The sequence below is a fragment of the Streptomyces sp. SAS_281 genome, assembly GCF_052542855.1.
The window spans coordinates 17,157-41,892 of the sequence record NZ_JBMNDO010000053.1 but is presented as its reverse complement, the minus strand read 5'-3'; the positions used below and the strand labels follow the sequence as shown (position 1 = coordinate 41,892).

At 68.6% G+C, this 24,736-nt stretch carries 24 protein-coding genes and 1 tRNA gene; 14 read left to right on the top strand and 11 right to left on the bottom strand.

Annotation, left to right across the window (positions count from 1 at the left end):
* The first annotated feature begins 111 nt into the window (after positions 1–111).
* From sigM to trxA, 4 genes are all read left to right on the top strand, one after another.
* The gene (gene sigM / locus ACN6LM_RS20980) at positions 112–819 is read left to right on the top strand and encodes an RNA polymerase sigma factor SigM (RefSeq protein ID WP_445066904.1); all 708 of its coding nucleotides are present in this window, start codon (positions 112–114) and stop codon (positions 817–819) included.
* Entirely contained in the window at positions 816–1,799 is a 984-nt protein-coding gene (locus ACN6LM_RS20975) for an anti-sigma factor family protein (protein ID WP_445066903.1), read from the top strand. Before sigM ends, ACN6LM_RS20975 begins: the two co-directional genes overlap by 4 nt.
* Positions 1,800–1,932: 133 nt before the next feature.
* Complete coding sequence (gene trxB, locus ACN6LM_RS20970) at positions 1,933–2,898, top strand: thioredoxin-disulfide reductase (protein ID WP_445066902.1); 966 nt, start codon at positions 1,933–1,935, stop codon at positions 2,896–2,898.
* Between the two features lie 50 nt (positions 2,899–2,948).
* Positions 2,949–3,287: a thioredoxin gene (gene trxA, locus ACN6LM_RS20965; protein WP_361033650.1), complete on the top strand. Its 339-nt coding sequence runs from the start codon at positions 2,949–2,951 to the stop codon at positions 3,285–3,287.
* Positions 3,288–3,375: 88 nt separating this feature from the next.
* Here trxA and ACN6LM_RS20960 read toward each other — a convergent pair whose 3' ends face one another.
* The 9 genes from ACN6LM_RS20960 to rpmH all read right to left on the bottom strand — a co-directional run bounded on the left by ACN6LM_RS20960 (position 3,376) and on the right by rpmH (position 10,021).
* Positions 3,376–3,993: a GNAT family N-acetyltransferase gene (locus ACN6LM_RS20960; RefSeq protein ID WP_164399275.1), complete on the bottom strand. Its 618-nt coding sequence runs from the start codon at positions 3,991–3,993 to the stop codon at positions 3,376–3,378.
* Positions 3,994–4,153: 160 nt separating this feature from the next.
* Positions 4,154–5,239, bottom strand: a complete 1,086-nt coding sequence (locus tag ACN6LM_RS20955; RefSeq protein WP_445066901.1) for a ParB/RepB/Spo0J family partition protein — start codon at positions 5,237–5,239, stop codon at positions 4,154–4,156.
* Positions 5,236–6,312, bottom strand: coding sequence for a ParA family protein (locus tag ACN6LM_RS20950; RefSeq protein WP_445066911.1), 1,077 nt, complete (start codon positions 6,310–6,312; stop codon positions 5,236–5,238). Before ACN6LM_RS20950 ends, ACN6LM_RS20955 begins: the two co-directional genes overlap by 4 nt.
* Before the next feature lie 209 nt (positions 6,313–6,521).
* Positions 6,522–7,238, bottom strand: coding sequence for a 16S rRNA (guanine(527)-N(7))-methyltransferase RsmG (rsmG, locus tag ACN6LM_RS20945; RefSeq protein ID WP_018101894.1), 717 nt, complete (start codon positions 7,236–7,238; stop codon positions 6,522–6,524).
* A gap of 109 nt (positions 7,239–7,347) precedes the next feature.
* Positions 7,348–7,857 (bottom strand): R3H domain-containing nucleic acid-binding protein, encoded by a 510-nt coding sequence (locus tag ACN6LM_RS20940; RefSeq protein WP_164399272.1) that lies wholly within the window; start codon positions 7,855–7,857, stop codon positions 7,348–7,350.
* 14 nt (positions 7,858–7,871) lie between these two features.
* The gene (yidC, locus tag ACN6LM_RS20935; RefSeq protein ID WP_445066900.1) at positions 7,872–9,131 is read right to left on the bottom strand and encodes a membrane protein insertase YidC; all 1,260 of its coding nucleotides are present in this window, start codon (positions 9,129–9,131) and stop codon (positions 7,872–7,874) included.
* Between the two features lie 3 nt (positions 9,132–9,134).
* Positions 9,135–9,494 (bottom strand): membrane protein insertion efficiency factor YidD, encoded by a 360-nt coding sequence (gene yidD / locus ACN6LM_RS20930; RefSeq protein WP_445066899.1) that lies wholly within the window; start codon positions 9,492–9,494, stop codon positions 9,135–9,137.
* On the bottom strand, positions 9,491–9,862 hold the full coding sequence (gene rnpA / locus ACN6LM_RS20925; RefSeq protein ID WP_445066898.1) for a ribonuclease P protein component: 372 nt from the start codon (positions 9,860–9,862) through the stop codon (positions 9,491–9,493). Before rnpA ends, yidD begins: the two co-directional genes overlap by 4 nt.
* Positions 9,863–9,883: 21 nt before the next feature.
* Positions 9,884–10,021 carry a 50S ribosomal protein L34 gene (rpmH, locus tag ACN6LM_RS20920; RefSeq protein ID WP_006348049.1) on the bottom strand — a complete coding sequence of 46 codons (138 nt, stop codon included), beginning with the start codon at positions 10,019–10,021 and terminating at the stop codon, positions 9,884–9,886.
* A 382-nt stretch (positions 10,022–10,403) separates the two neighbouring features.
* On the opposite strand from rpmH, the gene dnaA reads away from it, so the two are divergent.
* The 9 genes from dnaA (at position 10,404) to ACN6LM_RS20875 (ending at position 23,089) form a co-directional block, all read left to right on the top strand.
* Positions 10,404–12,203: a chromosomal replication initiator protein DnaA gene (gene dnaA, locus ACN6LM_RS20915; protein WP_445066897.1), complete on the top strand. Its 1,800-nt coding sequence runs from the start codon at positions 10,404–10,406 to the stop codon at positions 12,201–12,203.
* Positions 12,204–13,165: 962 nt separating this feature from the next.
* Positions 13,166–14,296 (top strand): DNA polymerase III subunit beta, encoded by a 1,131-nt coding sequence (dnaN, locus tag ACN6LM_RS20910; protein WP_445066896.1) that lies wholly within the window; start codon positions 13,166–13,168, stop codon positions 14,294–14,296.
* Between the two features lie 128 nt (positions 14,297–14,424).
* Positions 14,425–15,303 carry a phosphogluconate dehydrogenase (NAD(+)-dependent, decarboxylating) gene (gene gnd, locus ACN6LM_RS20905; RefSeq protein WP_164399267.1) on the top strand — a complete coding sequence of 293 codons (879 nt, stop codon included), beginning with the start codon at positions 14,425–14,427 and terminating at the stop codon, positions 15,301–15,303.
* 84 nt (positions 15,304–15,387) lie between these two features.
* Entirely contained in the window at positions 15,388–16,518 is a 1,131-nt protein-coding gene (gene recF, locus ACN6LM_RS20900; RefSeq protein WP_445066895.1) for a DNA replication/repair protein RecF, read from the top strand.
* A complete protein-coding gene (locus ACN6LM_RS20895; RefSeq protein WP_445066894.1) occupies positions 16,515–17,078 on the top strand; it encodes a DUF721 domain-containing protein in 564 nt (187 codons plus the stop codon). The genes recF and ACN6LM_RS20895 overlap by 4 nt, the downstream gene beginning before the upstream one ends.
* Positions 17,079–17,454: 376 nt before the next feature.
* The gene (gyrB, locus tag ACN6LM_RS20890) at positions 17,455–19,542 is read left to right on the top strand and encodes a DNA topoisomerase (ATP-hydrolyzing) subunit B (RefSeq protein WP_445066893.1); all 2,088 of its coding nucleotides are present in this window, start codon (positions 17,455–17,457) and stop codon (positions 19,540–19,542) included.
* A gap of 46 nt (positions 19,543–19,588) precedes the next feature.
* A complete protein-coding gene (gene gyrA / locus ACN6LM_RS20885; protein ID WP_445066892.1) occupies positions 19,589–22,243 on the top strand; it encodes a DNA gyrase subunit A in 2,655 nt (884 codons plus the stop codon).
* 93 nt (positions 22,244–22,336) lie between these two features.
* Entirely contained in the window at positions 22,337–22,936 is a 600-nt protein-coding gene (locus tag ACN6LM_RS20880; RefSeq protein WP_445066891.1) for a DUF3566 domain-containing protein, read from the top strand.
* A 76-nt stretch (positions 22,937–23,012) separates the two neighbouring features.
* Positions 23,013–23,089: transfer RNA gene (locus ACN6LM_RS20875), tRNA-Ile, on the top strand.
* On the opposite strand, the gene ACN6LM_RS20870 is transcribed toward ACN6LM_RS20875, so the two are convergent.
* On the bottom strand, positions 23,068–23,487 hold the full coding sequence (locus ACN6LM_RS20870) for an SCO4225 family membrane protein (protein WP_445066890.1): 420 nt from the start codon (positions 23,485–23,487) through the stop codon (positions 23,068–23,070). The two genes, ACN6LM_RS20875 and ACN6LM_RS20870, sit on opposite strands and share 22 nt — an antisense overlap.
* A gap of 175 nt (positions 23,488–23,662) precedes the next feature.
* Positions 23,663–24,046: a DUF6344 domain-containing protein gene (locus tag ACN6LM_RS20865; protein WP_445066889.1), complete on the bottom strand. Its 384-nt coding sequence runs from the start codon at positions 24,044–24,046 to the stop codon at positions 23,663–23,665.
* Between the two features lie 295 nt (positions 24,047–24,341).
* On the opposite strand from ACN6LM_RS20865, the gene ACN6LM_RS20860 reads away from it, so the two are divergent.
* Complete coding sequence (locus tag ACN6LM_RS20860; RefSeq protein ID WP_003958712.1) at positions 24,342–24,476, top strand: DLW-39 family protein; 135 nt, start codon at positions 24,342–24,344, stop codon at positions 24,474–24,476.
* Positions 24,477–24,736 lie beyond the last annotated feature (260 nt).

Below are 24,736 nucleotides of genomic sequence, written 5' to 3'. Positions count from 1 at the left end.
GGACGAGAGGGGCGGGGCGATCGGCAATTGCTGCGTCGGCAGATCCACCCATTTACTTTCGGGGACCTGCTGGTTTGAATACGGGTAAGGTCGAGGACGGCGAGGGGGATCATGGAGCCAGTGGCTGATGACCTTCGTCCGACGACCGACCAGGATCTTCTGGCTCAGCATGTAGCCGGCGAACCGGACGCCTTCGGTGAACTCGTACAGCGCCATCGCGACCGGTTGTGGGCGGTGGCCCTGCGGACGCTGGGCGATCGCGAGGAAGCGGCCGATGCCGTACAGGACGCCCTGATCTCCGCCTTCCGCGCCGCCCACACCTTCCGGGGCCAGTCCGCCGTCACCACCTGGCTGCACCGCATCACGGTCAATGCGTGCCTCGACCGCGTCCGCAAGGCCGCTTCCCGGAAGACTGCACCCGTCGACGACCCGGAACGGCTCGACCAGCTGCTGGAACCGCACGAGTCCGCGGAGGCACCGGCGGAACGCCACGATCTCCACCGCGAACTCCTCGCCGCATTGGCCACCCTCCCCGCCGAGCAGCGCGCGGCGCTCGTCCTCGTGGACATGCAGGGGTACCCGGTGGCGGAGGCCGCTCGCATTCTTGAGGTGCCTGTGGGCACCGTGAAGAGCCGCTGCGCACGGGGCCGCGCCCGACTGGCACCCCTGCTGGCGCATCTTCGTAGCGATGGGCGCGCCGTAGAAGCGCCCGGGGAAGGGAACCGGACGCCCAGAGCATCCGTCCCACCCGCAGCCGGACCACGAGACACGGGCACGAGCGACCCCACTGTGATGAAGGGCGGAGGTGGACACCGATGACGTCAGCACCCGGCACGACCCGGCACCCGGAAGTCTCGGAAATCTCCGACCTGACCGAGGACCTGCTTCCCGAAGGCCGTGCAGCCGAGATTCGCAGCCACCTGGACGCCTGTGAGCCCTGCAGCGATGTCCTCACCGCATTGGAAGAGATTCGCGGGCTGCTCGGCGAACTGCCCGCCCCCGAACCCATGCCCACAGACATCGCCGACCGTATCGATGCCGCTCTCGCCGCCGAGGCGCGGAATCATCGCGGGGAGCCGGATGCGACGCCCGATGTTTCACGTGAAACAGAGCGCGTACATATAGCCGAGGGTTCTCCGTCGCGGTCGCATGCCCCGGATCGTCCGGCTGGACATGGCCGTGCGCACACGGGCCCCGGACGACACCTCGGTCGGAAGCGGCTCCGTACCACCCTGCTCGCCTCCGCGCTGGGGGCCGCTGCCCTGGTCGGCATGAGCGTCTTCGTGATGCAGAACATCCCAGGTTCGAAGGGCAGCGATTCCTCCGCATCCGGGCTCAGCCAGGACACGGCGGCCACAGCCCCGAAAAGCCGATCGCAGGAGTTCTCCGCCGCCACCCTCGAGGACCGGGTACACGAGCTGCTGGACACAAGCACCGGCGCGGAGAGCTCTCAGAAGCCCAAGGGCAGCGCAGAGGTTCCCTCTGTCGGATCCCAGTCCTCGCCCCGGACCCGGCCCTCGCTCCAGGCGGATCCCTCGGACTCCATGTCTCCCGATTCCCCACTCCGGGCCCCCGCAGTGACCGTTCCTGCTTGCGTGAAAGAAGGCATCGGCCGGAACAGCCCGGCCCTGGCCATCGAAAGAGGCAGCTACGAGGGCGCCGACGCGTTCCTCGTCGTCCTGCCCCATCCCACGGATCCGGCCAGCGTTCAGGCGTATGTCGTCGACGCGGCCTGTGTAGGAGCCGAGCCTCCCTTCAAGGGAAAGCTGCTGCTGACGCACGCCTACAACCGCCCCTGATCATCACGCCGCCAGCCGCCCCGGCACGTCGGGAATGCATCCCCCGTAGGATCCGTTGGGTGGGGTGAGAGTCGTTGAACCGGCCCCAGTAGGCGTGGACAGTAGGCAGTCTGCAGAGACGAGGAAGAAACCCGTGAGCGACGTGCGTAATGTGATCATCATCGGCTCCGGCCCGGCCGGCTACACAGCCGCCCTGTACACCGCGCGCGCCTCGCTGAAGCCGCTGGTCTTCGAAGGGGCCGTCACCGCTGGTGGCGCGCTCATGAACACCACCGACGTGGAGAACTTCCCGGGCTTCCAGGACGGCATCATGGGCCCCGAGCTCATGGACAACATGCGCGCCCAGGCCGAGCGCTTCGGCGCCGAGCTGATCCCGGACGACGTGGTCTCCGTCGACCTCACCGGTGACATCAAGACCGTCACCGACACCGCAGGCACCGTCCACCGTGCCAAGGCGGTCATCGTCACCACGGGCTCCCAGCACCGCAAGCTCGGCCTCCCCAACGAGGACGCCCTCTCCGGACGCGGCGTCTCCTGGTGCGCGACCTGCGACGGCTTCTTCTTCAAGGACCAGGACATCGCCGTGGTCGGCGGTGGCGACACTGCGATGGAGGAGGCGACCTTCCTCTCGCGCTTCGCCAAGTCGGTCACCATCATCCACCGCCGCGACACCCTGCGCGCCTCCAAGACCATGCAGGATCGCGCCTTCGCCGACCCGAAGATCAAGTTCGCATGGGACAGCGAGGTCGCCGGAGTCAACGGCGAGCAGAAGCTCTCCGGCGTGACGCTGCGCAACACCAAGACCGGCGAGACGTCCGAGCTGCCCGTGACCGGCCTGTTCATCGCCGTCGGCCACGACCCGCGCACCGAGCTCTTCAAGGGCCAGCTCGACCTCGACGACGAGGGCTATCTCAAGGTCGCCGCCCCCTCGACGCGCACCAACCTGTCCGGTGTCTTCGGCGCGGGCGACGTTGTCGACCACACCTACCGCCAGGCGATCACCGCGGCCGGCACCGGCTGCTCCGCCGCCCTCGACGCCGAGCGCTTCCTCGCCGCGCTCGCCGACGACGAGAAGGCCGCACCCGCGGCCGCCGTCTGACCAACGCCTCACTCACATCCCCACACACCCCGCGAAGTTAGGAGGCCGCCGTGGCCGGCGCCCTGAAGAACGTGACTGACGACTCCTTCGAAGAGGTCGTCCTCAAGAGCGACAAGCCTGTGCTGGTGGACTTCTGGGCTGCCTGGTGCGGCCCGTGCCGCCAGATCGCCCCGTCGCTGGAGGCCATCGCGGCCGAGCACGGCGAGATCGAGGTCGTGAAGCTCAACATTGACGAGAACCCGGCCACCGCCGCCAAGTACGGCGTCATGTCCATCCCGACGCTGAATGTCTACCAGGGCGGCGAGGTCGCCAAGACGATCGTCGGCGCCAAGCCGAAGGCCGCGATCCTCCGCGACCTTGAGGGCTTCATCGCCGGCAAGGACCAGTAAGGCAGAAACTGCGTCCGCTTGTTTCACGTGAAACGGGCCCGTCCTTCCCTGGACGGGCCCGTTTTGCATGCGGCGTTGAGCGCGCACCTCACAATGGCCGCAGCGCAGGTTCCTTCTGTACTGCCCCCAGGAGCCGGTCCAGAGCCATCTCGACGTCTTCTTTCCAGGAGAGCGTCGTCCGCAGTTCCAGCCGAAGCCGAGGATGCACCGGGTGCGGGCGCACCGTCTTGAACCCCACCGCCAGAAGGTGATCGGCAGGCAGCACACAGGCCGACTCCTTCCACCGGGCATCACCGAAGGCTTCGATCGCCTTGAAGCCCCGGCGGATGAGATCCTTGGCGACCGTCTGCACCATGACCCGTCCCAGCCCTTGTCCCCGGTAGCCCGGCATGATCAGCGCGGTCATCAGCTGAACCGCATCAGGGGAGACGGGACTCGTCGGGAAGGCGGTGGCGCGCGGAACGTACGCGGGTGGTGCGTAGAGCACGAAGCCGGCCGGCACGTCATCGACGTAGACCACCCGCCCGCAGGATCCCCACTCCAGGAGGACTCCAGAGATCCACGCCTCCTTCTCCCGGTCGGATGTCCCGCTCTTGACGGCGGCCTCTCCGCTGACGGGGTCGAGCTCCCAGAAGACACAGGAGCGGCAGCGCCGGGGAAGGTCAGGAAGGTTGTCCAGCGTGAGCGGTACGAGCCGACGCCCCATGAAGGCTGTTCCTCACTTCTCGCGCCCACTGCTCATGGACGGAAATGCCCTGCCAGAACGCATCGTAGCCACCGCCGGATCAAGCCGACACCGTGACAGAGCAAAGGGCGGGCTGTATTCCGTGTAGCGGAAACAGCCCGCCCTCATCGTTCGGCGTGCGTCAGCTCTCGTCGGCCTCGGCCGACTCCTTGGAGGGAGCATGGTCCAGCACTCGGCCCTCGCCCGGAGCGAGGCTGCCGAGGATGCGCTCCAGGTCCTCCATCGAGGCGAACTCCACGACGATCTTGCCCTTCTTCTGCCCGAGGTCGACCTTCACCCGGGTCTCGAACCGGTCGGAGAGCCGCGACGCCAGATCCGAGAGCGCCGGGGAAAGCCGAGCCCCTGCTCGGGGACCCTTGGCCTTCTTGGCACTCGTGGGCCTGGAGCCCATGAGCGTCACGATCTCCTCGACCGCACGCACCGAGAGCCCTTCGGCCACGATGCGATGGGCCAGCTTGTCCTGCTCCTCGGAGTTGTCCACGGACAGCAGTGCGCGCGCGTGGCCCGCCGACAGCACCCCGGCGGCGACCCTCCGCTGCACCGGGGGAGACAACCGCAGCAGACGCAGCGTGTTGGACACCTGCGGCCGGGAACGGCCGATCCGGTCCGCCAGCTGGTCATGCGTGCACTTGAAGTCCTTGAGCAGCTGGTCGTAGGCGGCCGCCTCCTCCAGCGGGTTCAGCTGAGCCCGGTGCAGGTTCTCCAGGAGGGCGTCCAGGAGGAGCTTCTCGTCGTCCGTGGCCCGGACGATGGCCGGGATGCGCTCCAGGCCCGCCTCGCGGCAGGCCCTCCAACGCCGCTCGCCCATGATGAGCTCGAAGCGGTCGGCCCCGATCTTGCGCACCACGACCGGCTGGAGAAGCCCGACTTCCTTGATGGAGGTGACCAGCTCCGCGAGCGCGTCCTCGTCGAAGACCTCACGCGGCTGACGCGGGTTCGGCGTGATGGAGTCGATCGGCAGCTCGGCGAAGTACGCGCCGGCCACATCACCCGAGACCGTCGGCTCAGTCCCCGACATCGGCGAGCTCGGCTCCGGGACGAGGGGAGTGGCCCCGAGCGTGGCCACCTTGGCGGCTGCCACACCCCGCTCCGTGGTCAGAACGGGCGACGAAGCCCCGGAGCCGGCGGACGACAGCTGCTTCTCCTGCGGAGCGGCTGGGATCAGGGCACCGAGCCCTCGCCCCAACCCTCGACGACGCTCACTCACTGGATCCCCTCCGAATTGCTCTGCTGACTGATCGAACCGCCCGTGCGGGCGTGCTGTCCCTCGTAGTGCACCCCAACGCCTCGTAGCGCGATCTCGCGGGCTGCTTCGAGGTACGACAGCGAACCGCTGGACCCAGGGTCGTAGGTGAGCACGGTCTGCCCGTAGCTCGGTGCCTCGGAGATACGGACCGACCGGGGGATGCTGGTCCTCAGCACTTCCTTGCCGAAGTGGCTGCGAACCTCCTCCGCGACCTGCGACGCCAGCCGGGTCCGGCCGTCGTACATGGTGAGCAGGATGGTCGAGACATGGAGGTCCGGATTCAGGTGGCCCCGTACCAGCTCCACGTTCCGCAGGAGCTGGCCCAGGCCCTCCAGTGCGTAGTACTCACACTGGATGGGGATCAGCACCTCCGCGCCGGCCACCAGCGCGTTGACCGTCAGCAGGCCCAGCGAGGGCGGGCAGTCGATCAGGATGTAATCCAGCGGCTGCTCATACGCCTGGATGGCGCGCTGGAGTCGACTCTCCCGCGCCACCAGCGACACCAGCTCAATCTCCGCACCGGCGAGATCGATGGTGGCCGGGGCGCAGAAGAGACCTTCGACGTCCGGGACGGGCTGGACCACGTCAGAGAGCGGCCTGCTCTCCACCAGGACGTCATAGATCGAGGGGACTTCGGCGTGGTGATCGATGCCCAGAGCCGTCGAGGCATTGCCCTGCGGGTCGAGGTCCACCACCAGAACCCGTGCCCCGTGAAGTGCCAGCGACGCGGCGAGGTTGACCGTCGAGGTGGTCTTGCCCACCCCGCCCTTCTGGTTGGCCACGACCATGACGCGGGTCTGCTCGGGTCGCGGCAGTCCCTCGCCGGCTCGGCCAAGGGCCTCCACCGCCAGCTGTGCCGCACGACCGATGGGTGTGTCGTCCATCGGCGGCGGTGTTTCACGTGAAACACCGTTCCCCGCCGATTCGGTTCGGGGGCCGGGGACCGGATCGGTCATCGGCCCCGCGATGTTGGCGTCGGACCGCAAGGATTCACTCTCCTCGACTTCAGGCTCGCAATGAGCAGAGCCTGTCATGGTTTCGGGGTCGTGAACCAGCGAGGCCCGCTCTTCTGTGGATGAAACCACTTCTGTGGACAACTCCGTAGCCCTAACGGGCCTGCGATGGGGAGGGGCGGCCGCCTCATGACCGCGGCCGATGATTCCATGCAGCAGAGAACGACGTTTCACGTGAAACACGATGCCTCCGCAGCGTAGCCACGGAGGCACGACACTCCGCGCAGGGCTCAGCGACGACGTCGCGTCCGGCTGGTCCGCGCTGCCTTGGCTCGCTTTGCGGCGAACCTCACACCGCCCGGGCTCTCACCGACCACCACCCGGACGACGGTGGACGTCGGGTCGACCACTCCCTCGCCGACGTGGAGCACCTCGGTGTCCACCACACCCAGCTTACTGAGCGCGGCGCGCGCCCCGTTGATCTCCTCCTCGGCGGTATCGCCCTTGAGCGCGAGCATCTCGCCGTACGGACGCAGCAGGGGCACGCCCCAACCGGCCAGCCGGTCCAGCGGGGCCACCGCCCGCGCCGTCACCACGTGCACCGGCTGCAGGGAGCCAAGAACCTCCTCGGCCCGCCCGCGGACAACCGTCACATGGTCGAGCCCCAGCAGTTCCACGACCTCTTGGAGAAAGTTCGTCCGGCGCAGCAGCGGTTCCAGAAGGGTGATCTTCAGGTCCGGGCGCACCAGAGCCAGGGGAATGCCCGGCAGCCCGGCCCCCGACCCCACGTCGCAGACCGTGACCCCCTCGGGAACGACCTCGGAGAGCACCGCACAGTTCAGCAGGTGCCTCTCCCACAGACGAGGGACCTCGCGCGGCCCGATCAGTCCGCGCGTGACCCCCGCGTCCGCCAGCAGTTCCGCGTACCGGACAGCCTCGGGAAAGCTCTCACCGAACACTTCCCGGGCCTCGTCGGGCGCCTGGGGAAGCGCTACTTCCTCCGTCACAGGGGGACCGTCCTTCCGTACCGCACTACCAACCATGGGTGGCTGTCTATCAGGCTGACAAAGATCGGCCCCGTCTGCGAACAGACGGGGCCGACAGGTAAGGAGCCGGTCAGGCCGGCAGGACGACGACAAAGCGCTGCGGCTCCTCGCCCTCCGATTCGCTGCGCAGGCCGGCCGCGGCGACCGCGTCGTGCACGACCTTGCGCTCGAAGGGCGTCATCGGGTCCAGCTTCACCGGCTCACCGGTGCTCTTGACCTTGTCCGCCGCCGTGGCACCCAGCCCGGCGAGCTCCGTGCGCTTCTTCGCCCGGAACCCGGCGATGTCCAGCATCAGACGGCTCCGGTCACCGGTCTCCCGGTGCACGGCGAGCCGCGTCAGCTCCTGAAGCGCCTCCAGGACCTCACCGTCGCGCCCCACGAGCTTCTGCAGTTCGCGCGCCGAGTCGCTGATGATCGAGACCGCGGCCCGGTCCGCCTCGACGTCCATGTCGATGTCGCCGTCGAGGTCGGCGATGTCCAGCAGACCCTCAAGGTAGTCCGCTGCGATCTCCCCTTCCTGCTCAAGGCGGGTCAGGGTGTCGCTGCCCTCAGCGGCCGTGGAGGTGGTGCCTTCCGTCACGGATGGACTCCTTCTTACTTCTTGGACGGGTGCTTGGGCCGCTGCGGGCCCTTGCGCTGTCCGGACTTGGCTTGGCGTGAGGAGCCGGACGCGGTCTTGCCCGCCGGCTTCGACTTGTCGTCCTGCGCGGTGCTCTTCTTCAGGGAGGTCTTGGACGCCGGCTCGTCGGCGTCGTCTTCCTTTCCGCCCTGGTGGGCCGCACCGGTCTGGCGCTGTGCCTTCGTCTGCCGCTTGGGCTGCTGGCGGCGCTGCGAGGTTCCGCCCTCCGCCTCGGCGACGGCCGTGTCGCTCTTGGCCACCGTGCCGTCCTCCTGGGGAGCGAGCCCCAGCTTGGCCAGTCCGACGACGAACTTCCGCTCGATGTCATTGCGGTCCGGGCCCTTGGCCACGATCCGCTTGACGGTGTTGCGCCGGGTCCGGCCACGGACCTCGCCGTGCGCGGTGACGCTCTTCAGCACGCGCCCGAGGTACTGCTCCTGGGCCTTGCTGCCCGGCGTCGGGTTCTGGTTGATCACGTACATCTGCTGACCCATGGTCCAGACGTTCGTGGTGAGCCAGTAGACGAGGACACCGACGGGGAAGTTGATGCCCATGACCGCGAAGATCAGCGGGAAGATGTACATCAGCATCTTCTGCTGCTGCATGTACGGCGTCTTGACCGTCAGGTCGACGTTCTTCGTCATCAGCTGGCGCTGCGTGAAGAACTGCGAGGCCGACATCATCACGATCATGACCGCGGTGACGACCCGGACGTCGGTCAGCGAAGCACCGAGGGCGTCGACCTTCTCCGCGCTGTCCATGAACTTGGCGGCCAGCGGAGCACCGAAGATGTGGGCCTGACGGGCGCTGTCCAGCAGCGACTGGTCGATGACGCCGATCTTCTTGTTCGAGGCGATCGCGGAGAGTACGTGGTACAGCGCGAAGAAAAACGGCGACTGCGCGATGATCGGCAGGCACGAGGAGAGCGGGTTGGTACCCGTCTCCTTGTACAGCTTCATCATCTCTTCGGACTGACGCTGCTTGTCGCTCTTGTAGCGCTCCTGGATCGCCTTCATCTTCGGCTGGAGCAGCTGCATGTTCCGCGTCGACTTGATCTGCTTGACGAACAGCGGGATCAGACAGATACGGATGAGCACCACGAGGGACACGATGGACAGACCCCAGGCCCATCCGGTGTCAGGGCCGAAGATCGCCCCGTACAACTTGTGGAACTGGACGATGACCCAGGAGACGGGCCAGGTGATGAAGCTGAACAGACTGGCAATCGTGTCCACTAATCAGGCTCCTTGAGCATTGGGCGAAGTCTCTGCGGCCGAACTCGGGAGCTCGGTGGCCGAACCCCCGGGAGGCACGTCAGCGGCGGAGTCCCCGCCCTTGCTGCCGCGTATGGCGCTGCGCAGCAGTTCGTGCCAACGCGGACGTTTGCGTGGTGGTACGTAGTCCACGCCGCCGGGTGACCACGGATTGCATCGCAGGATGCGCCAGGCTGTCAGCGCCGTTCCCTTGATCGCTCCGTGCCGGTCGATCGCCGTATATCCATAGTGGGAACACGACGGGTAGTAACGGCAGACAGGCCCGAGAAGTGGGCTGATCGTCCACTGGTACACCTTGATGAGAGCCAGCAGCGGGTACTTCATCGCACGCCCCCTCCCAGCAGCCGCTGCAAGGCGGCGTCCAGGTCTCGGGCCAGCTGTTCATGGCCGGCGTCGCCCGCTCCGGGCAACGCTCGTACGACAACCAGGCTACCGGGGGGCAGCAGGGCGAGCCGTTCTCGGACCAGGTGGCGAAGCCTGCGCTTCACCGCTGTGCGGACGACCGCACCACCCACGGCTTTGCTGACAACGAAACCCGCACGCGGCGGGGGAACGCTCTCCCCAGGCACGTGCGGGTCGGTTGCACCGCTTCGTAGATGGACGACGAGGAGCGGGCGACCGGCCCGGCGCCCTCGTCGTACTGCGGTCGCGAAGTCCTCGCGCCGCCTCAGCCGATTCTCGGAAGGCAGCACGTCATGACGACCTGTACGCGATCAGGCGGACAGGCTGGCGCGACCCTTGCTACGGCGGGACGCGAGAATCGCGCGGCCGGCACGGGTGCGCATACGCAGCCGGAAGCCGTGGGTCTTCGCGCGACGACGGTTGTTCGGCTGGAAGGTGCGCTTGCTCACTCGGGGGCTCCAGAAATGACTCGTGTGTTGGCGGGACATCGCCTGGCTGTCACCGTGCGCCCACGAGAGACTCGCGTAAACGCCCTAGTGCACCGCATTCACAATCACAGATCGTGATCTTTGCCCATCGGAGGCAGGCGGCAGCAGCCATCGACAACTCGACCTGGTCACGGTACGCGCGGCTACGCCATCCGGTCAAACCGACCCTGTCGGGGCCTCCATTGTGCACAGGCTGTGGACAACGACTTGAACGTCGCGGGTCGGGCTGACTACCGTGGCTGAACTCCGGTTCTTTTTCTTCCCGCCTGCCGGTCCTCACCCACCCCGACCCATACCGTCCCGAGAACCACACATTCGTGGGACCAGCGAGAGAGCGTGCCCTGTGGCTGACGTACCTGCCGATCTTGCCGCAGTGTGGCCGCGAGTGCTGGAGCAGCTCCTCGGGGAGGGGCAGCAGGGCATCGAGCCGAAGGACAAGCAGTGGATCGAGCGCTGCCAGCCGCTCGCCCTGGTCGCCGACACCGCGCTGCTCGCCGTCCCCAACGAATGGGGCAAGCGGGTCCTCGAAGGCCGCCTCGCCCCGCTCATCAGCGAGACGCTGAGCCGCGAGTGCGGGCGCCCCATCCGGATCGCGATCACGGTCGACGACTCCGCGGGCGAGCCGTCGGGCCCGCCGGCGCCCCCGATGCACCAGCCCCCGCAGCCGCCCCACCGCTACCAGGGCCCGCAGCACGACGAGGGCCGGCACGGCGACGCGTACGACGGCTACGGCAGCCGGCCCTCGGACGACGGCATGCCCACCGCGCGGCCCGCCTACCCGGACTACCAGCAGCAGCGCCCGGAGCCCGGCGCCTGGCCGCGCACCCAGGAGGACCTTTCCTGGCAGCAGCCCCGGCTCGGTGGATTCCAGGACCGCGAACCGTCCGCCGACCAGTGGCGCGAGCCGTACGGCCGCTCCCCGCAGCAGCCGCAGCACGACTACCGTCCGCAGCCGCCTGAGCGCCAGGGGTACGAGCCCCAGCACGGCGAGCGTTCCCGTGCCGAGCACCCGGAGCCGCAGCACCGTCCCGGCGCCGGCACCGGCCGCCCCGGGGGAGCCCCGGGACCCATGGGCGCTCAGCCCTCACCGGCGCCCGGGCCCGGCGAGCCGCATGCCCGGCTGAACCCGAAGTACCTCTTCGACACCTTCGTCATCGGGGCTTCGAACCGCTTCGCGCACGCCGCGGCCGTGGCGGTGGCCGAGGCGCCCGCGAAGGCGTACAACCCCCTGTTCGTCTACGGGGAGTCGGGTCTCGGCAAGACCCATCTGCTGCACGCCATCGGGCACTACGCCCGGAGCCTGTACCCGGGCACCCGGGTGCGGTACGTGAGCTCCGAGGAGTTCACCAACGAGTTCATCAACTCGATCCGCGACGGCAAGGGCGACACCTTCCGCAAGCGGTACCGCGATGTCGACATCCTGCTCGTGGACGACATCCAGTTCCTGGCGAGCAAGGAGTCGACGCAGGAGGAGTTCTTCCACACCTTCAACACGCTGCACAACGCCAACAAGCAGATCGTGCTCTCCTCCGACCGGCCGCCGAAGCAACTGGTCACTCTGGAGGACCGGTTGCGGAATCGTTTCGAGTGGGGGCTGACCACCGACGTACAGCCTCCCGAGCTGGAGACCCGGATCGCGATCCTGCGCAAGAAGGCGGTGCAGGAGCAGCTCAACGCCCCTCCGGAGGTGCTGGAGTTCATCGCCTCCCGCATCTCGCGCAACATCCGTGAGCTGGAGGGCGCTCTCATCCGGGTGACGGCCTTCGCGAGCCTCAACCGGCAGCCCGTGGACCTGGGACTCACGGAGATCGTGCTGAAGGATCTGATCCCCGGCGGCGAGGACTCGGCTCCGGAGATCACGGCGACCGCCATCATGGCGGCGACCGCGGACTACTTCGGCCTGACGGTGGAAGACCTCTGCGGATCATCGCGCAGCCGCGTACTGGTGACGGCACGGCAGATCGCCATGTACCTGTGCCGCGAGCTGACCGATCTCTCGCTGCCGAAGATCGGCGCCCAGTTCGGCGGCCGGGACCATACGACGGTGATGCACGCGGACCGCAAGATCCGGGCACTGATGGCGGAGCGGCGCTCCATCTACAACCAGGTCACCGAGCTCACGAACCGCATCAAGAACGGCTGACGGCGCCCCGCGCCGGCACCCGCACGCACCCCGAGGGCGCTGTGCGGACTCGTCAGGAGTCCGCACAGCGCCCTTCTGCCTTCCCCGAAAGCAGGCCGGCAACCCGCTTCGCGCGGCTCCGGACAGCTCCGGACACCCGCCGACCGTCCACCGGGCCGTCTCCCGGAGGCCCCGCTCTGTTCGATTAACCGGGAGGTCACGGGTGTTCTCCACAGATCCGGGCACTTTTTTCCCTCCACAGCCTGGGGATCCAAAAGTTGTCCATACTGCATCCACAGGCAGAAGCTCGGGAAGGACATCCGGGCAGCTCAGCGGGTTGGGGATTTGTGGTCAACAATGATCCACAGCCTGTGGACAAGATTTTCGTCCACAGGCCGCGCCCAGGGTTGTCCACCGACCGCCCACAGGTCCGGGACCGTTTTCCCCAGCAGGGAGCCGCTTCTCCACATCCCTGTCCACTGTTCGGCAACACGACAGGCCCCGTCACCGCCCCGAGTGAAAGGCGTCACACCAAGGGGCAGGGTTGGCCTGTGGGGAACGGGGGTAAAGCTGGGGACAGACCTGGGGAGAAACTGCCCTCCCCTGTGTACGGGTTGTGCACAACTTCCGGGTGTCCACAGAAAGCCCGGGTTGTCCACCGGTTCCACCCACAGGGTCGGTGGATAAAAAACCGGCTCTGAGCTGCGGAAACGGGGTTATCCACGGTTTCCACAGGGCCTACTACTACCACCACCCATAGTTAGCCAGGAATCCGTTTCGAAGTGGGTCCTGTGCACAACTCGCCCCCGGAGCGCTCCGGGCCGCTCGCCGCGATTTGACCCCGAGCAGCAACGAGTGTCGGTGCGGTGCGTCAGACTGGTCCCCGGCGTCCTCCCCCTCTCATCGGCGGAGCGACCCGACCAGACGACGAAGGCCGACGACGACGAAGGCCGACAGGGCGAAAACAGCAGGAGGCGGTTCCGGTGAAGATCCGGGTGGAGCGCGATGTACTCGCGGAGGCGGTGGCCTGGGTGGCCCGCAGCCTTCCGGCCCGTCCGCCGGCGCCCGTTCTCGCGGGCCTTCTGCTGAAGGCCGAGGACGGCGCGCTCAGCTTCTCCAGCTTCGACTACGAGGTGTCGGCACGGGTCTCGGTGGAGGCCGAGGTCGAGGAGGACGGCACCGTCCTCGTCTCCGGCCGGCTGCTCGCCGACATCTGCCGCGCCCTCCCCAACCGTCCGGTGGAGATCTCCACAGACGGTGTACGGGCGACGGTCTCCTGCGGCTCCTCGCGATTCACCCTCCACACCCTTCCTGTGGAGGAGTACCCGGCACTCCCGCAGATGCCGACCGCGACCGGCACCGTGCCCGGTGAGGTCTTCGCCTCCGCCGCCGCCCAGGTCGCCATCGCCGCCGGCCGCGACGACACCCTGCCCGTCCTGACCGGCGTCCGCATCGAGATCGAGGGCGACACCGTCACCCTCGCCTCCACCGACCGCTACCGCTTCGCGGTCCGCGAGTTCCTCTGGAAGCCGGAGGACCCGGAGGCCTCCGCCGTCGCCCTGGTGCCCGCCAAGACGCTGCTGGACACCGCCAAGGCCCTCACCAGCGGTGACACGGTCACCCTGGCGCTGTCCGGCTCCGGCGCGGGCGAGGGGCTCATCGGGTTCGAGGGCGCCGGACGGCGTACGACCACCCGACTGCTCGAAGGCGACCTGCCGAAGTACCGGACGCTCTTCCCCACCGAGTTCAACTCGGTCGCCGTGATCGAGACCGCCCCGTTCGTGGAGGCCGTCAAGCGCGTCGCCCTGGTGGCCGAGCGCAACACCCCGGTGCGGCTGACCTTCGAGCAGGGCGTCCTGATCCTGGAGGCCGGCTCCAGCGACGACGCACAGGCTGTGGAAAGGGTCGACGCCGTGCTGGAGGGCGACGACATCTCGATCGCCTTCAACCCGACCTTCCTGCTCGACGGCCTCAGCGCCATCGACTCCCCGGTCGCCCAGCTCTCGTTCACGACCTCCACCAAGCCGGCGCTGCTCAGCGGCCGCCCGGCCGTGGACGCCGAGGCGAACGACGCGTACAAGTACCTGATCATGCCGGTCCGCCTCTCCGGCTGACCTCCCCCGGCCCCGCCCCGGCGGGGCCCGACGGGCGTGTTCAGCGCCGAGCACGCCCGGCGTCCTGTCCCCTTCCGGGCGTAGGCTCGGACTTGGGTACGAATCGGCACAACGCTAAGGAATCTCTGATGGAGCTCGGTCTCGTCGGCCTCGGCAAGATGGGCGGCAACATGCGCGAGCGCATCCGCCGCGCAGGCCACACCGTCATCGGTTACGACCGGAACCCGGATCTCGCCGATGTCCACAGCCTGGAAGAGCTTGTGGGCAGTCTCAAGGGCCCCCGGGTCGTATGGGTGATGGTCCCGGCCGGAGCCGCGACCCAGTCCACCGTCGACGAGCTGGCCGAGCTCCTCTCGCCCGGCGACATCGTCGTGGACGGCGGCAACAGCCGCTGGACCGACGACGAGAAGCACGCGGAGGAGCTGCGCGCCAAGGGCATCGGCTTCGTCGACTGCGGCGTCTCCGGTGGCGTCTGGGGCCTGGAGAACGGCTACGCGCTCATGTACGGCGGCGACGCCGAGGACGTGGCGAAGGTCCAGCCGGTCTTCGACGCCCTGAAGCCCGAGGGCGACTTCGGTGCGGTCCACGCGGGCAAGGTCGGCGCCGGCCACTTCGCCAAGATGGTCCACAACGGCATCGAGTACGCCATGATGCAGGCGTACGCCGAGGGCTGGGAGCTCCTGGAGAAGGTCGACTCCGTCACCGACGTGCGCGAGGTCTTCCGCTCCTGGCAGGAGGGCACGGTCATCCGTTCCTGGCTGCTCGACCTGGCGGTCAACGCCCTGGACGACGACGAGCACCTCGACAAGCTCCGCGGCTACGCGGCCGACTCGGGCGAGGGCCGCTGGACGGTGGAGGCCGCGATCGACAACGCGGTGCCGCTGCCCGCGATCACGGCGTCGCTCTTCGCGCGCTTCGCCTCGCGTCAGGACGACTCCCCGCAGATGAAGATGATCGCCGCGCTGCGCAACCAGTTCGGCGGCCACGCGGTCGAGAACAAGAAGTAGCCCCGCAACGAGGAGCGGGCGGGGCCGACCGCCCCTCCCGCCGCCGGAGCACGAAGCAGGAAGCCGGGAAGGTCGGCGCACATCATGCACGTCACGCATCTGTCGCTGGCCGACTTCCGTTCGTACGCCCGGGCCGAGGTGTCCCTCGACCCGGGCGTCACCGCGTTCGTGGGGGCCAATGGGCAGGGCAAGACGAATCTGGTGGAGGCCGTCGGCTATCTCGCCACGCTCGGCAGCCACCGCGTCTCCTCCGACGCCCCGCTCGTCCGCATGGGTGCCGAGCGGGCGGTGATCAGGGCGGCCGTCACCCAGGGCGAGCGTTCGCAGCTGGTCGAGCTCGAACTCAACCCGGGCAAGGCGAACCGCGCCCGGATCAACAGATCGTCGCAGGTCAGACCCCGTGACGTGCTCGGCATCGTGCGGACGGTCCTGTTCGCCCCGGAGGACCTGGCCCTGGTGAAGGGCGATCCCGGCGAGCGCCGGCGGTTCCTGGACGAGCTGGTCACCGCGCGGTCGCCTCGGATGGCCGGGGTGCGCTCCGATTACGAGCGGGTGCTCAAGCAGCGGAACACGCTGCTGAAGTCCGCCGCGATGGCCCGCAGGCACGGCGGGCGCTCCCTGGACCTGTCGACGCTCGACGTGTGGGACCAGCATCTGGCCGGGGTGGGCGCGGAGCTGCTGGCCCAGCGCCTGGACCTGATCGCCGCACTCCAGCCGCTGGCGGACAAGGCGTACGGGGACGTGGCGCCCGGCGGCGGCCCGGTGGCCCTGGACTACCGCAGTTCCGTCGGCGGCGAGGCCGGCCCCGCACGGACGCGTGAGGAGCTGTACGCACAGCTCATCGAGGCCCTGGCCGGGGTCCGCAAGCAGGAGATCGAGCGCGGAGTGACCCTGGTCGGCCCGCACCGCGACGACCTGGTGCTGGGCCTGCGCGGGATGCCCGCCAAGGGATACGCGAGCCACGGGGAGTCCTGGTCGTACGCGCTGGCGCTGCGCCTCGCCTCGTACGAGCTCCTGCGCGGCGAGGGCAACGAACCGGTGCTGGTGCTGGACGACGTGTTCGCCGAACTGGACGCCCGCCGCAGGGAGCGGCTGGCGGAGCTGGTGGCGCCGGCCGAGCAGGTGCTGGTGACCGCGGCGGTGGACGACGACGTGCCGGGGACGCTCGCGGGGACGCGGTACGCGGTGTCCGCCGGCGAGGTGGAGCGGGTGTGAGCGGCGACGGTGAGGGGAAGACCCCCGGCGGCGAGGACCGGGCGAAGCCGGCGGAGCCCTCCGGTGTGGACCTGGCCCGGGTCGCCCTGCGCGCGGCGAAGGAGCAGGCGCGGGCGCGCGGTGAGGCGGCGCAGCAGAAGAAGCAGGCCAGGCGCGGCGGAGGGCTGCGCTCCGGGGCGCGGCGGGACGGGCGCGATCCGCTGCCGCTGGGTGCCGCGATCAACCGCCTGATCACCGAGCGCGGCTGGGAGACCCCGGCGGCGGTGGGCGGGGTGATGGGCCGCTGGCCGCAGATCGTCGGCGACGACCTCGCCCTGCACTGTGTGCCCGTGCGGTACGACGAGGAGCCCGACCAGCGGGTGCTGACGGTGCAGTGCGATTCGACGGCCTGGGCGACGCAGCTGCGGCTGCTGGCACCCCAGCTGGTGGCCCGGCTCAACGCGGACCTGGGCAACGGCACGGTGCGGATGATCAAGGTGCTGGGCCCTGGCGGCCCGCAGCACCGGTTCGGCCCGTTGCGTGCCCCGGGGAGCACGGGTCCGGGCGACACCTACGGCTGACCCCTGCGACCTGGGCTTTTGGTGGCCGCGCCGGGAGCTGGGCCGACGCGTGCGGAGGGGGCGCGAGGCGTCCCGGCCGGCTGGGGGCCCGATTGCGTGGCATGCGAAACCAGGTGGTGGTGAGCGGGCGTCCCTCACCGTAGCGGAGGGCTGACAGGCCGAAGCGCTCAACGCCTGCGTGAGCCCCTTGAGGCCCCGTCCCGAATATGGGGAGTCGTCAGCCGCTCATTCAGGGCGGCACATGCGTACTCAGGTGCCCGCAAACCCCCATTCGGGTCGGCGCTACCGGTAGACTGATGAACAATCCCGTGTCTTGCGGGATTCGTCGATACAAGCCGAACGACGCAGCCGCTCCCGCCTGCCCGGAGAACGGCCTGTGCTGTGCCAGAAAGGGCGCTTCGTGGCCGATTCCGGCAACCCCAACGAGAACATTCCGTCCACCCAGGGCGAGGGCACCGCCGCTCCCGCCCAGGCCGAGGCACAGCCCTCGTACGACGCCAGCGCGATCACCGTGCTGGAGGGTCTGGACGCGGTCCGCAAGCGACCTGGCATGTACATCGGCTCGACCGGTGAGCGCGGTCTCCACCACCTCGTGCAGGAGGTCGTGGACAACTCGGTCGACGAGGCCATGGCCGGGCACGCGGACACCATCGACGTCACGATCCTCCCCGACGGCGGGGTGCGCGTGATCGACAACGGCCGTGGCATCCCGGTCGGCATCGTGCCGTCCGAGGGCAAGCCCGCCGTCGAGGTCGTGCTCACCGTCCTGCACGCGGGCGGCAAGTTCGGCGGCGGCGGTTACGCCGTCTCCGGTGGTCTGCACGGCGTCGGCGTCTCGGTCGTCAACGCCCTGTCCACGCGGGTGGCCGTCGAGGTGAAGACCGACGGGTACCGCTGGACCCAGGACTACAAGTTCGGTGTCCCGACCGCCCCGCTGGCGCGTAACGAGGCCACCGACGAGACGGGTACGAGCGTCACCTTCTGGGCCGACGGCGACATCTTCGAGACGACCGAGTACTCCTTCGAGACGCTCTCGCGCCGCTTCCAGGAGATGGCCTTCCTCAACAAGGGCCTCACCCTCAAGCTGACCGACGAACGCGAGTCGGCGAAGGCGACGGCCGGCGCGGACAGCGCCGAGGCGGTGGAGGTTCCCGAGGAGGAAGTGGCCCGCTCGGTCACGTACCACTACGAGAACGGCATCGTCGACTTCGTCAAGTACCTCAACTCCCGCAAGGGCGATGTCATCCACCAGTCGGTGATCGACATCGAGGCCGAGGACAAGGACCGACTGCTCTCGGTCGAGATCGCCATGCAGTGGAACACGCAGTACAGCGAGGGTGTCTACTCCTTCGCCAACGCGATCCACACGCATGAGGGCGGTACGCACGAGGAAGGCTTCCGCGCCGCGCTGACCTCCCTGGTCAACCGGTACGCGCGCGACAAGAAGCTGCTCCGCGAGAAGGACGACAACCTCACCGGCGAGGACGTCCGCGAGGGTTTGACCGCGATCATCTCGGTGAAGCTGGGCGAGCCGCAGTTCGAGGGCCAGACGAAGACCAAGCTGGGCAACACGGAGGCCAAGACCTTCGTGCAGAAGGTCGTCCACGAGCAGCTGACGGACTGGTTCGACCGCAACCCCAACGAGGCGGCCGACATCATCCGCAAGGGCATCGCCGCCTCGACCGCCCGCGTGGCGGCCCGCAAGGCGCGCGACCTGACCCGGCGCAAGGGGCTGCTGGAGAGCGCCTCGCTCCCCGGCAAGCTCAGCGACTGCCAGTCGAACGACCCCACCCAGTGCGAGATCTTCATCGTCGAGGGTGACTCCGCCGGCGGCTCGGCCAAGTCCGGCCGCAACCCGATGTACCAGGCGATCCTGCCGATCCGGGGCAAGATCCTGAACGTCGAGAAGGCCCGGGTCGACAAGATCCTCCAGAACACCGAGGTCCAGGCGCTGATCTCGGCGTTCGGCACCGGGGTCCACGAGGACTTCGACATCGAGAAGCTCCGCTATCACAAGATCATCCTGATGGCGGACGCCGATGTCGACGGCCAGCACATCAACACCCTGCTGCTGACGTTCCTGTTCCGCTTCATGCGTCCGCTGGTCGAGGCCGGCCACGTCTATCTGTCGCGCCCTCCGCTGTACAAGATCAAGTGGGGTCGCGACGACTCCGAGTACGCGTACTCGGACCGCGAGCGGGACGCCCTGGTCGCGCTCGGCAAGCAGAACGGCAAGCGGATCAAGGAAGACTCGATCCAGCGCTTCAAGGGCCTCGGTGAGATGAACGCCGAGGAACTGCGCGTCACCACGATGGACGTCGACCACCGGGTGCTCGGCCAGGTCACGCTGGACGACGCGGCGCAGGCCGACGACCTGTTCTCGGTGCTCATGGGTGAGGACGTCGAGGCGCGGCGCTCGTTCATCCAGCGCAACGCCAAGGACGTCCGCTTCCTCGACATCTGAGTCGGCCGTACAAGCAAGCCGCAGCGCGAAAGGACTTTGACCAGCAATGGCCGATGAGAACACCCCCGCCCCCGTGACGCCCGAAGAGGTTCCGCCCGTCGAAGGCGTGGGTATGCGTGTCGAGCCCGTCGGGCTCGAGACGGAGATGCAGCGCTCCTACCTCGACTACGCGATGTCCGTCATCGTCTCGCGTGCCCTGCCCGACGTGCGGGACGGCCTCAAGCCCGTCCACCGCCGGGTGCTGTACGCGATGTACGACGGCGGCTACCGGCCCGAGAAGGGCTTCTACAAGTGCGCCCGTGTCGTCGGTGACGTCATGGGTACGTACCACCCGCACGGCGACTCCTCGATCTACGACGCCCTGGTCCGCCTGGCCCAGCCCTGGTCGATGCGCATGCCGCTGGTGGACTCCAACGGCAACTTCGGTTCCCCGGGCAACGACCCGGCCGCCGCCATGCGGTACACCGAGTGCAAGATGATGCCGCTGTCCATGGAGATGGTCCGGGACATCGACGAGGAGACCGTCGACTTCCAGGACAACTACGACGGCCGCAACCAGGAGCCGACGGTCCTCCCGGCGCGCTTCCCGAACCTGCTGGTCAACGGCTCCGCGGGCATCGCGGTCGGCATGGCGACCAACATCCCGCCGCACAACCTGCGCGAGGTCGCGTCCGGTGCCCAGTGGTACCTGGAGAACCCGGACGCCTCGCAGGAGGAGCTGCTGGAAGCCCTGATCGAGCGGATCAAGGGCCCGGACTTCCCCACCGGCGCGCTGGTCGTCGGCCGCAAGGGCATCGAGGAGGCGTACCGCACCGGACGCGGCTCGATCACGATGCGCGCGGTCGTGGCGGTCGAGGAGATCCAGAACCGCCAGTGCCTGGTCGTCACGGAGCTTCCGTACCAGACCAACCCCGACAACCTCGCGCAGAAGATCGCCGACCTGGTGAAGGACGGCAAGGTCGGCGGCATCGCCGACGTGCGCGACGAGACCTCCTCGCGTACCGGCCAGCGCCTGGTCGTCGTACTGAAGCGGGACGCGGTCGCCAAGGTCGTCCTGAACAACCTGTACAAGCACACCGACCTGCAGTCGAACTTCGGCGCCAACATGCTGGCGCTGGTGGACGGTGTGCCGCGCACCCTGTCGATCGACGCGTTCATCCGCCACTGGGTGACGCACCAGATCGAGGTCATCGTCCGGCGCACGAAGTTCCGGCTGCGCAAGGCCGAGGAGCGCGCGCACATCCTGCGCGGCCTGCTGAAGGCCCTGAACGCCATCGACGAGGTCATCGCCCTCATCCGGCGCAGCCAGACCGTCGAGATCGCCCGTGAGGGCCTGATGGGCCTGCTGGAGATCGACGAGCTCCAGGCGAACGCGATCCTGGAGATGCAGCTGCGCCGGCTGGCCGCGCTGGAGCACCAGAAGATCACGGCCGAGCACGACGAGCTCCAGGCGAAGATCAACGAGTACAACGCGATCCTGGCCTCGCCCGCGCGGCAGCGGCAGATCGTCAGCGAGGAGCTGGCGGCGATCGTCGACAAGTTCGGCGACGACCGGCGTTCCAAGCTGGTGCCCTTCGAGGGCGACATGTCCATCGAGGACCTGATCGCCGAGGAGGACATCGTCGTCACGATCTCCCGCGGCGGCTATGTGAAGCGCACCAAGACGGACGACTACCGCTCGCAGAAGCGCGGCGGCAAGGGCGTGCGCGGCACGAAGCTCAAGGAAGACGACATCGTCGACCACTTCTTCGTGTCCACGACGCACCACTGGCTGCTGTTCTTCACCAACAAGGGCCGGGTCTACCGGGCCAAGGCGTACGAGCTGCCGGACGCCGGCCGGGACGCGCGCGGCCAGCACGTGGCGAACCTGCTTGCCTTCCAGCCGGACGAGCGGATCGCGCAGATCCTCGCGATCCGCGACTACGACGCCGCGCCCTATCTGATTCTGGCCACCCAGGGCGGCCTGGTGAAGAAGACCGCGCTGAAGGACTACGACTCACCGCGCTCCGGTGGCGTCATCGCGATCAACCTGCGCGAGACGGCGGACGGCGCCGATGACGAGCTGATCGGCGCGGAGCTGGTCTCGGCCGAGGACGATCTGCTGCTCATCAGCAGGAAGGCCCAGTCGATCAGGTTCACCGCGACGGACGAGGCGCTGCGGCCGATGGGCCGCGCCACTTCGGGCGTCAAGGGCATGAGTTTCCGCGAGGGAGACGAACTGCTCTCGATGAATGTCGTCAGGCCCGGTACTTTCGTGTTCACTGCCACCGACGGCGGGTACGCGAAGCGGACCCCGGTCGACGAGTACCGCGTCCAGGGCCGCGGCGGCCTCGGCATCAAGGCCGCCAAGATCGTGGAGGACAGGGGCTCGCTGGTCGGCGCGCTGGTGGTGGAGGAGACGGACGAGATCCTCGCCATCACGCTCGGCGGCGGTGTGATTCGTACGCGAGTCAACGAAGTCAGGGAGACGGGCCGTGACACCATGGGCGTCCAACTGATCAATCTGGGCAAGCGCGATGCCGTCGTCGGCATCGCCCGCAACGCCGAGGCGGGCCGCGAGGCCGACGAGGTCGACGGAGCCGTCGACAGCGACGCCGAAGGCGCGACGACCGAGGCGACCACGGCCGACGAGGCCGCGGGCAGCACGGTCGACAGCAATGTCGAGGGCACGTCGCCCTCGACCGGGGAGCACGAGGAGTAGAGCGTGAGTGGAGCCACGGGCGCCGGTTCGGCCGCTTCCGGAGCGGGAGGTAACGGTGCCCGTGGCCCCGCCACGGACTCCCAAGGGGGCACTGTGACGGATACACGGGGCCCTCAGCCCCAGTACGAGGGTTACGCGACCGGGCCGCTGCCCGGCGAGCGGGAACCCGCACCCGGCCAGGCGGGCCCGTACCACCCGCCCCAGGCCTACCCCTCGCCTCCGGGCGGGACACAGGGCGGGGGGCGGCCCTATGGGGCTCAGCAGGGCGTGGGACCGGCCCAGGCGGCCCGCAAGCCGCGGACGGGGGCGCGGACCACTCCGCGTACCCGCAAGGCGCGGCTGCGCGTCTCCAAGGCCGACCCGTGGTCGGTGATGAAGGTCAGCTTCCTGCTGTCCATCGCGCTCGGCATCTGCACGGTGGTGGCGTCGGCGGTCCTGTGGATGGTGATGGACGCGATGGGCGTCTTCTCCACCGTGGGCGGCACCATCAGCGAGGCGACCGGTTCCAACGAGGGCAACGGCTTCGACCTCCAGGCGTTCCTGTCGCTGCCCAGGGTCCTGATCTTCACCTCGGTCATCGCGGTGATCGACGTGGTCCTGGCCACCGCGCTGGCCACCCTGGGCGCCTTCATCTACAACCTGTCGGCGGGCTTCGTGGGCGGTGTCGAGCTCACGCTGGCGGAGGACGAGTAGCCCGGCGGCTATCGATTTTGGGACTGGCCCCGACGTGCGCTAATCTTCAGAAGTCAGCGCGACGGAAAAGCGCGGCGGGGCTATAGCTCAGTTGGTTAGAGCGCATCCCTGATAAGGATGAGGCCACAGGTTCAAATCCTGTTAGCCCCACCAGTACGAAGGCCCTCCACCGGTAACGGTGGGGGGCCTTCGGCGTTGCCGGAGACGGTTACGTGATGCCTCGGGTCCTCTCTCGTGGCCGTACGCCGGAACCGGCCGCGGACGGTCTCCGTGAGCGCGCCGAGGGCGAACGCCTGGACCAGGGCGCTGACGACGACTCCGCCGGCCAGGAACCAGTACGAGAGCTCGGCCGGGCCTCCCACCGCCGCGCCCACCATGGCGAACAGCAGGGAGGCCGGGGCGGTGAGGAGGAACGGCCAGACCCCGACGAAACCGGGGTCCCCGGAGACCGCGGCGGCCGCCTCGAACACGAGGGAGGCGCCGACGACGCCCGGGTAGACGGCGGAGACCGGGTTGGCGAAGGTCCGGCGGAGCAGGGCGCGCGCGTGCACGGGATCCCCCCGGAGTAGCGGTACTTGGTGGTCCCCATGCTTGTGGCGGGCCCTGCTTGCTCCGGGCGTGAGTACCCGTACGCAATCGGCATGTGTGTCCGCGTGGGCGCACGGGAAAGCCCCCGTCCGGTGTGAACCGGCCCGGGGGCTCAGGGGATCAGGTGCTGCGGCGCTGTCACGGTGGGAGGAGCGAGGAGTCCTGGGCCGGAGTGCCGTGCGAGGCGCGGGCGGAGCCCGTGGTGTTCACGGTGTTCCTGGTGTCGGCGGACAGATGCCGGGTGGCGGGTGAGGAGCCGTGGGCCTCGGCCCGGATGCGCTGCTTCATCGTGGGAGGCAGCGCCCGGTCACGCGGAAGGGTCCATCGCACCGAAGGCCCGGTCGCGGTTGCGTGGGCGGCGGGCGTGTGCTCGTGCGCCGTGGCCGCCGGCTCCGTGTTCGTGTTCGTGGCCGGGGCCTGCGCGGCGGTGGCCGTGGAGCTCGCGAGGCCCAGGGCCGCGAGGAGTGCGAAGAACGCGGTGACGAAGGCGGTCCAGATGTTCTTGGCCGTGACGGTGCTCATGGCCCCTCACTTTCGGGTGGTCCGGTTTGCTTACCTTTCCGATGATGTGGATCCGGCCCGCGATTTCGTGGACCGACGCCGCGCATGCGCCGATCTTCAGATGAACACCACTCGTATGGTTCAACCGGCCCGCCCCGGCTTCCGGCGGGTGCCTCCGAGAGGCACGCACAGAGGGGTGCCCGCCGCACGCCGGCAGGCGCCAATTGGGTTGCGGGGAGGTCACCGGTCGATATCGGCCGGTGTGTATAGTCGGGCGGCAGAAGTCCCCTACGCCAACGAAGGACGAGGTCGCGCGGTGAAGAAGCTTCTCCTGGTCGCACTGGCCGCCATCGGCGGGCTCCTCGTGTACCGCCAGATCCAGGCGGATCGCGCCGAGCAGGATCTGTGGACGGAGGCGACCGACTCCGTGCCCGCGGGTTCGGGTGTCTGAGACGGAACAGCCTGACAGGAAGCCCCGGCCGCTGACGCGGCCGGGGCTTCCTGCTGTTGCGGGACCGTGACGGCTGTGCTCTTGAGTTCACGCAAGCGAATTAATAGCTTGCGTGAGCAAAGATGCCGCCGCCGCCGGAGACAGTGGCGGTACGGGAGGGGCAGGATGGGCCGTCGTTGCGGCCGCGGGCACGGGGGCTGCCGCCATGGCCGCGATTCCGGCCGTGTTCGTATGTGTACGCGGCCGCTGACGGGCAGCCG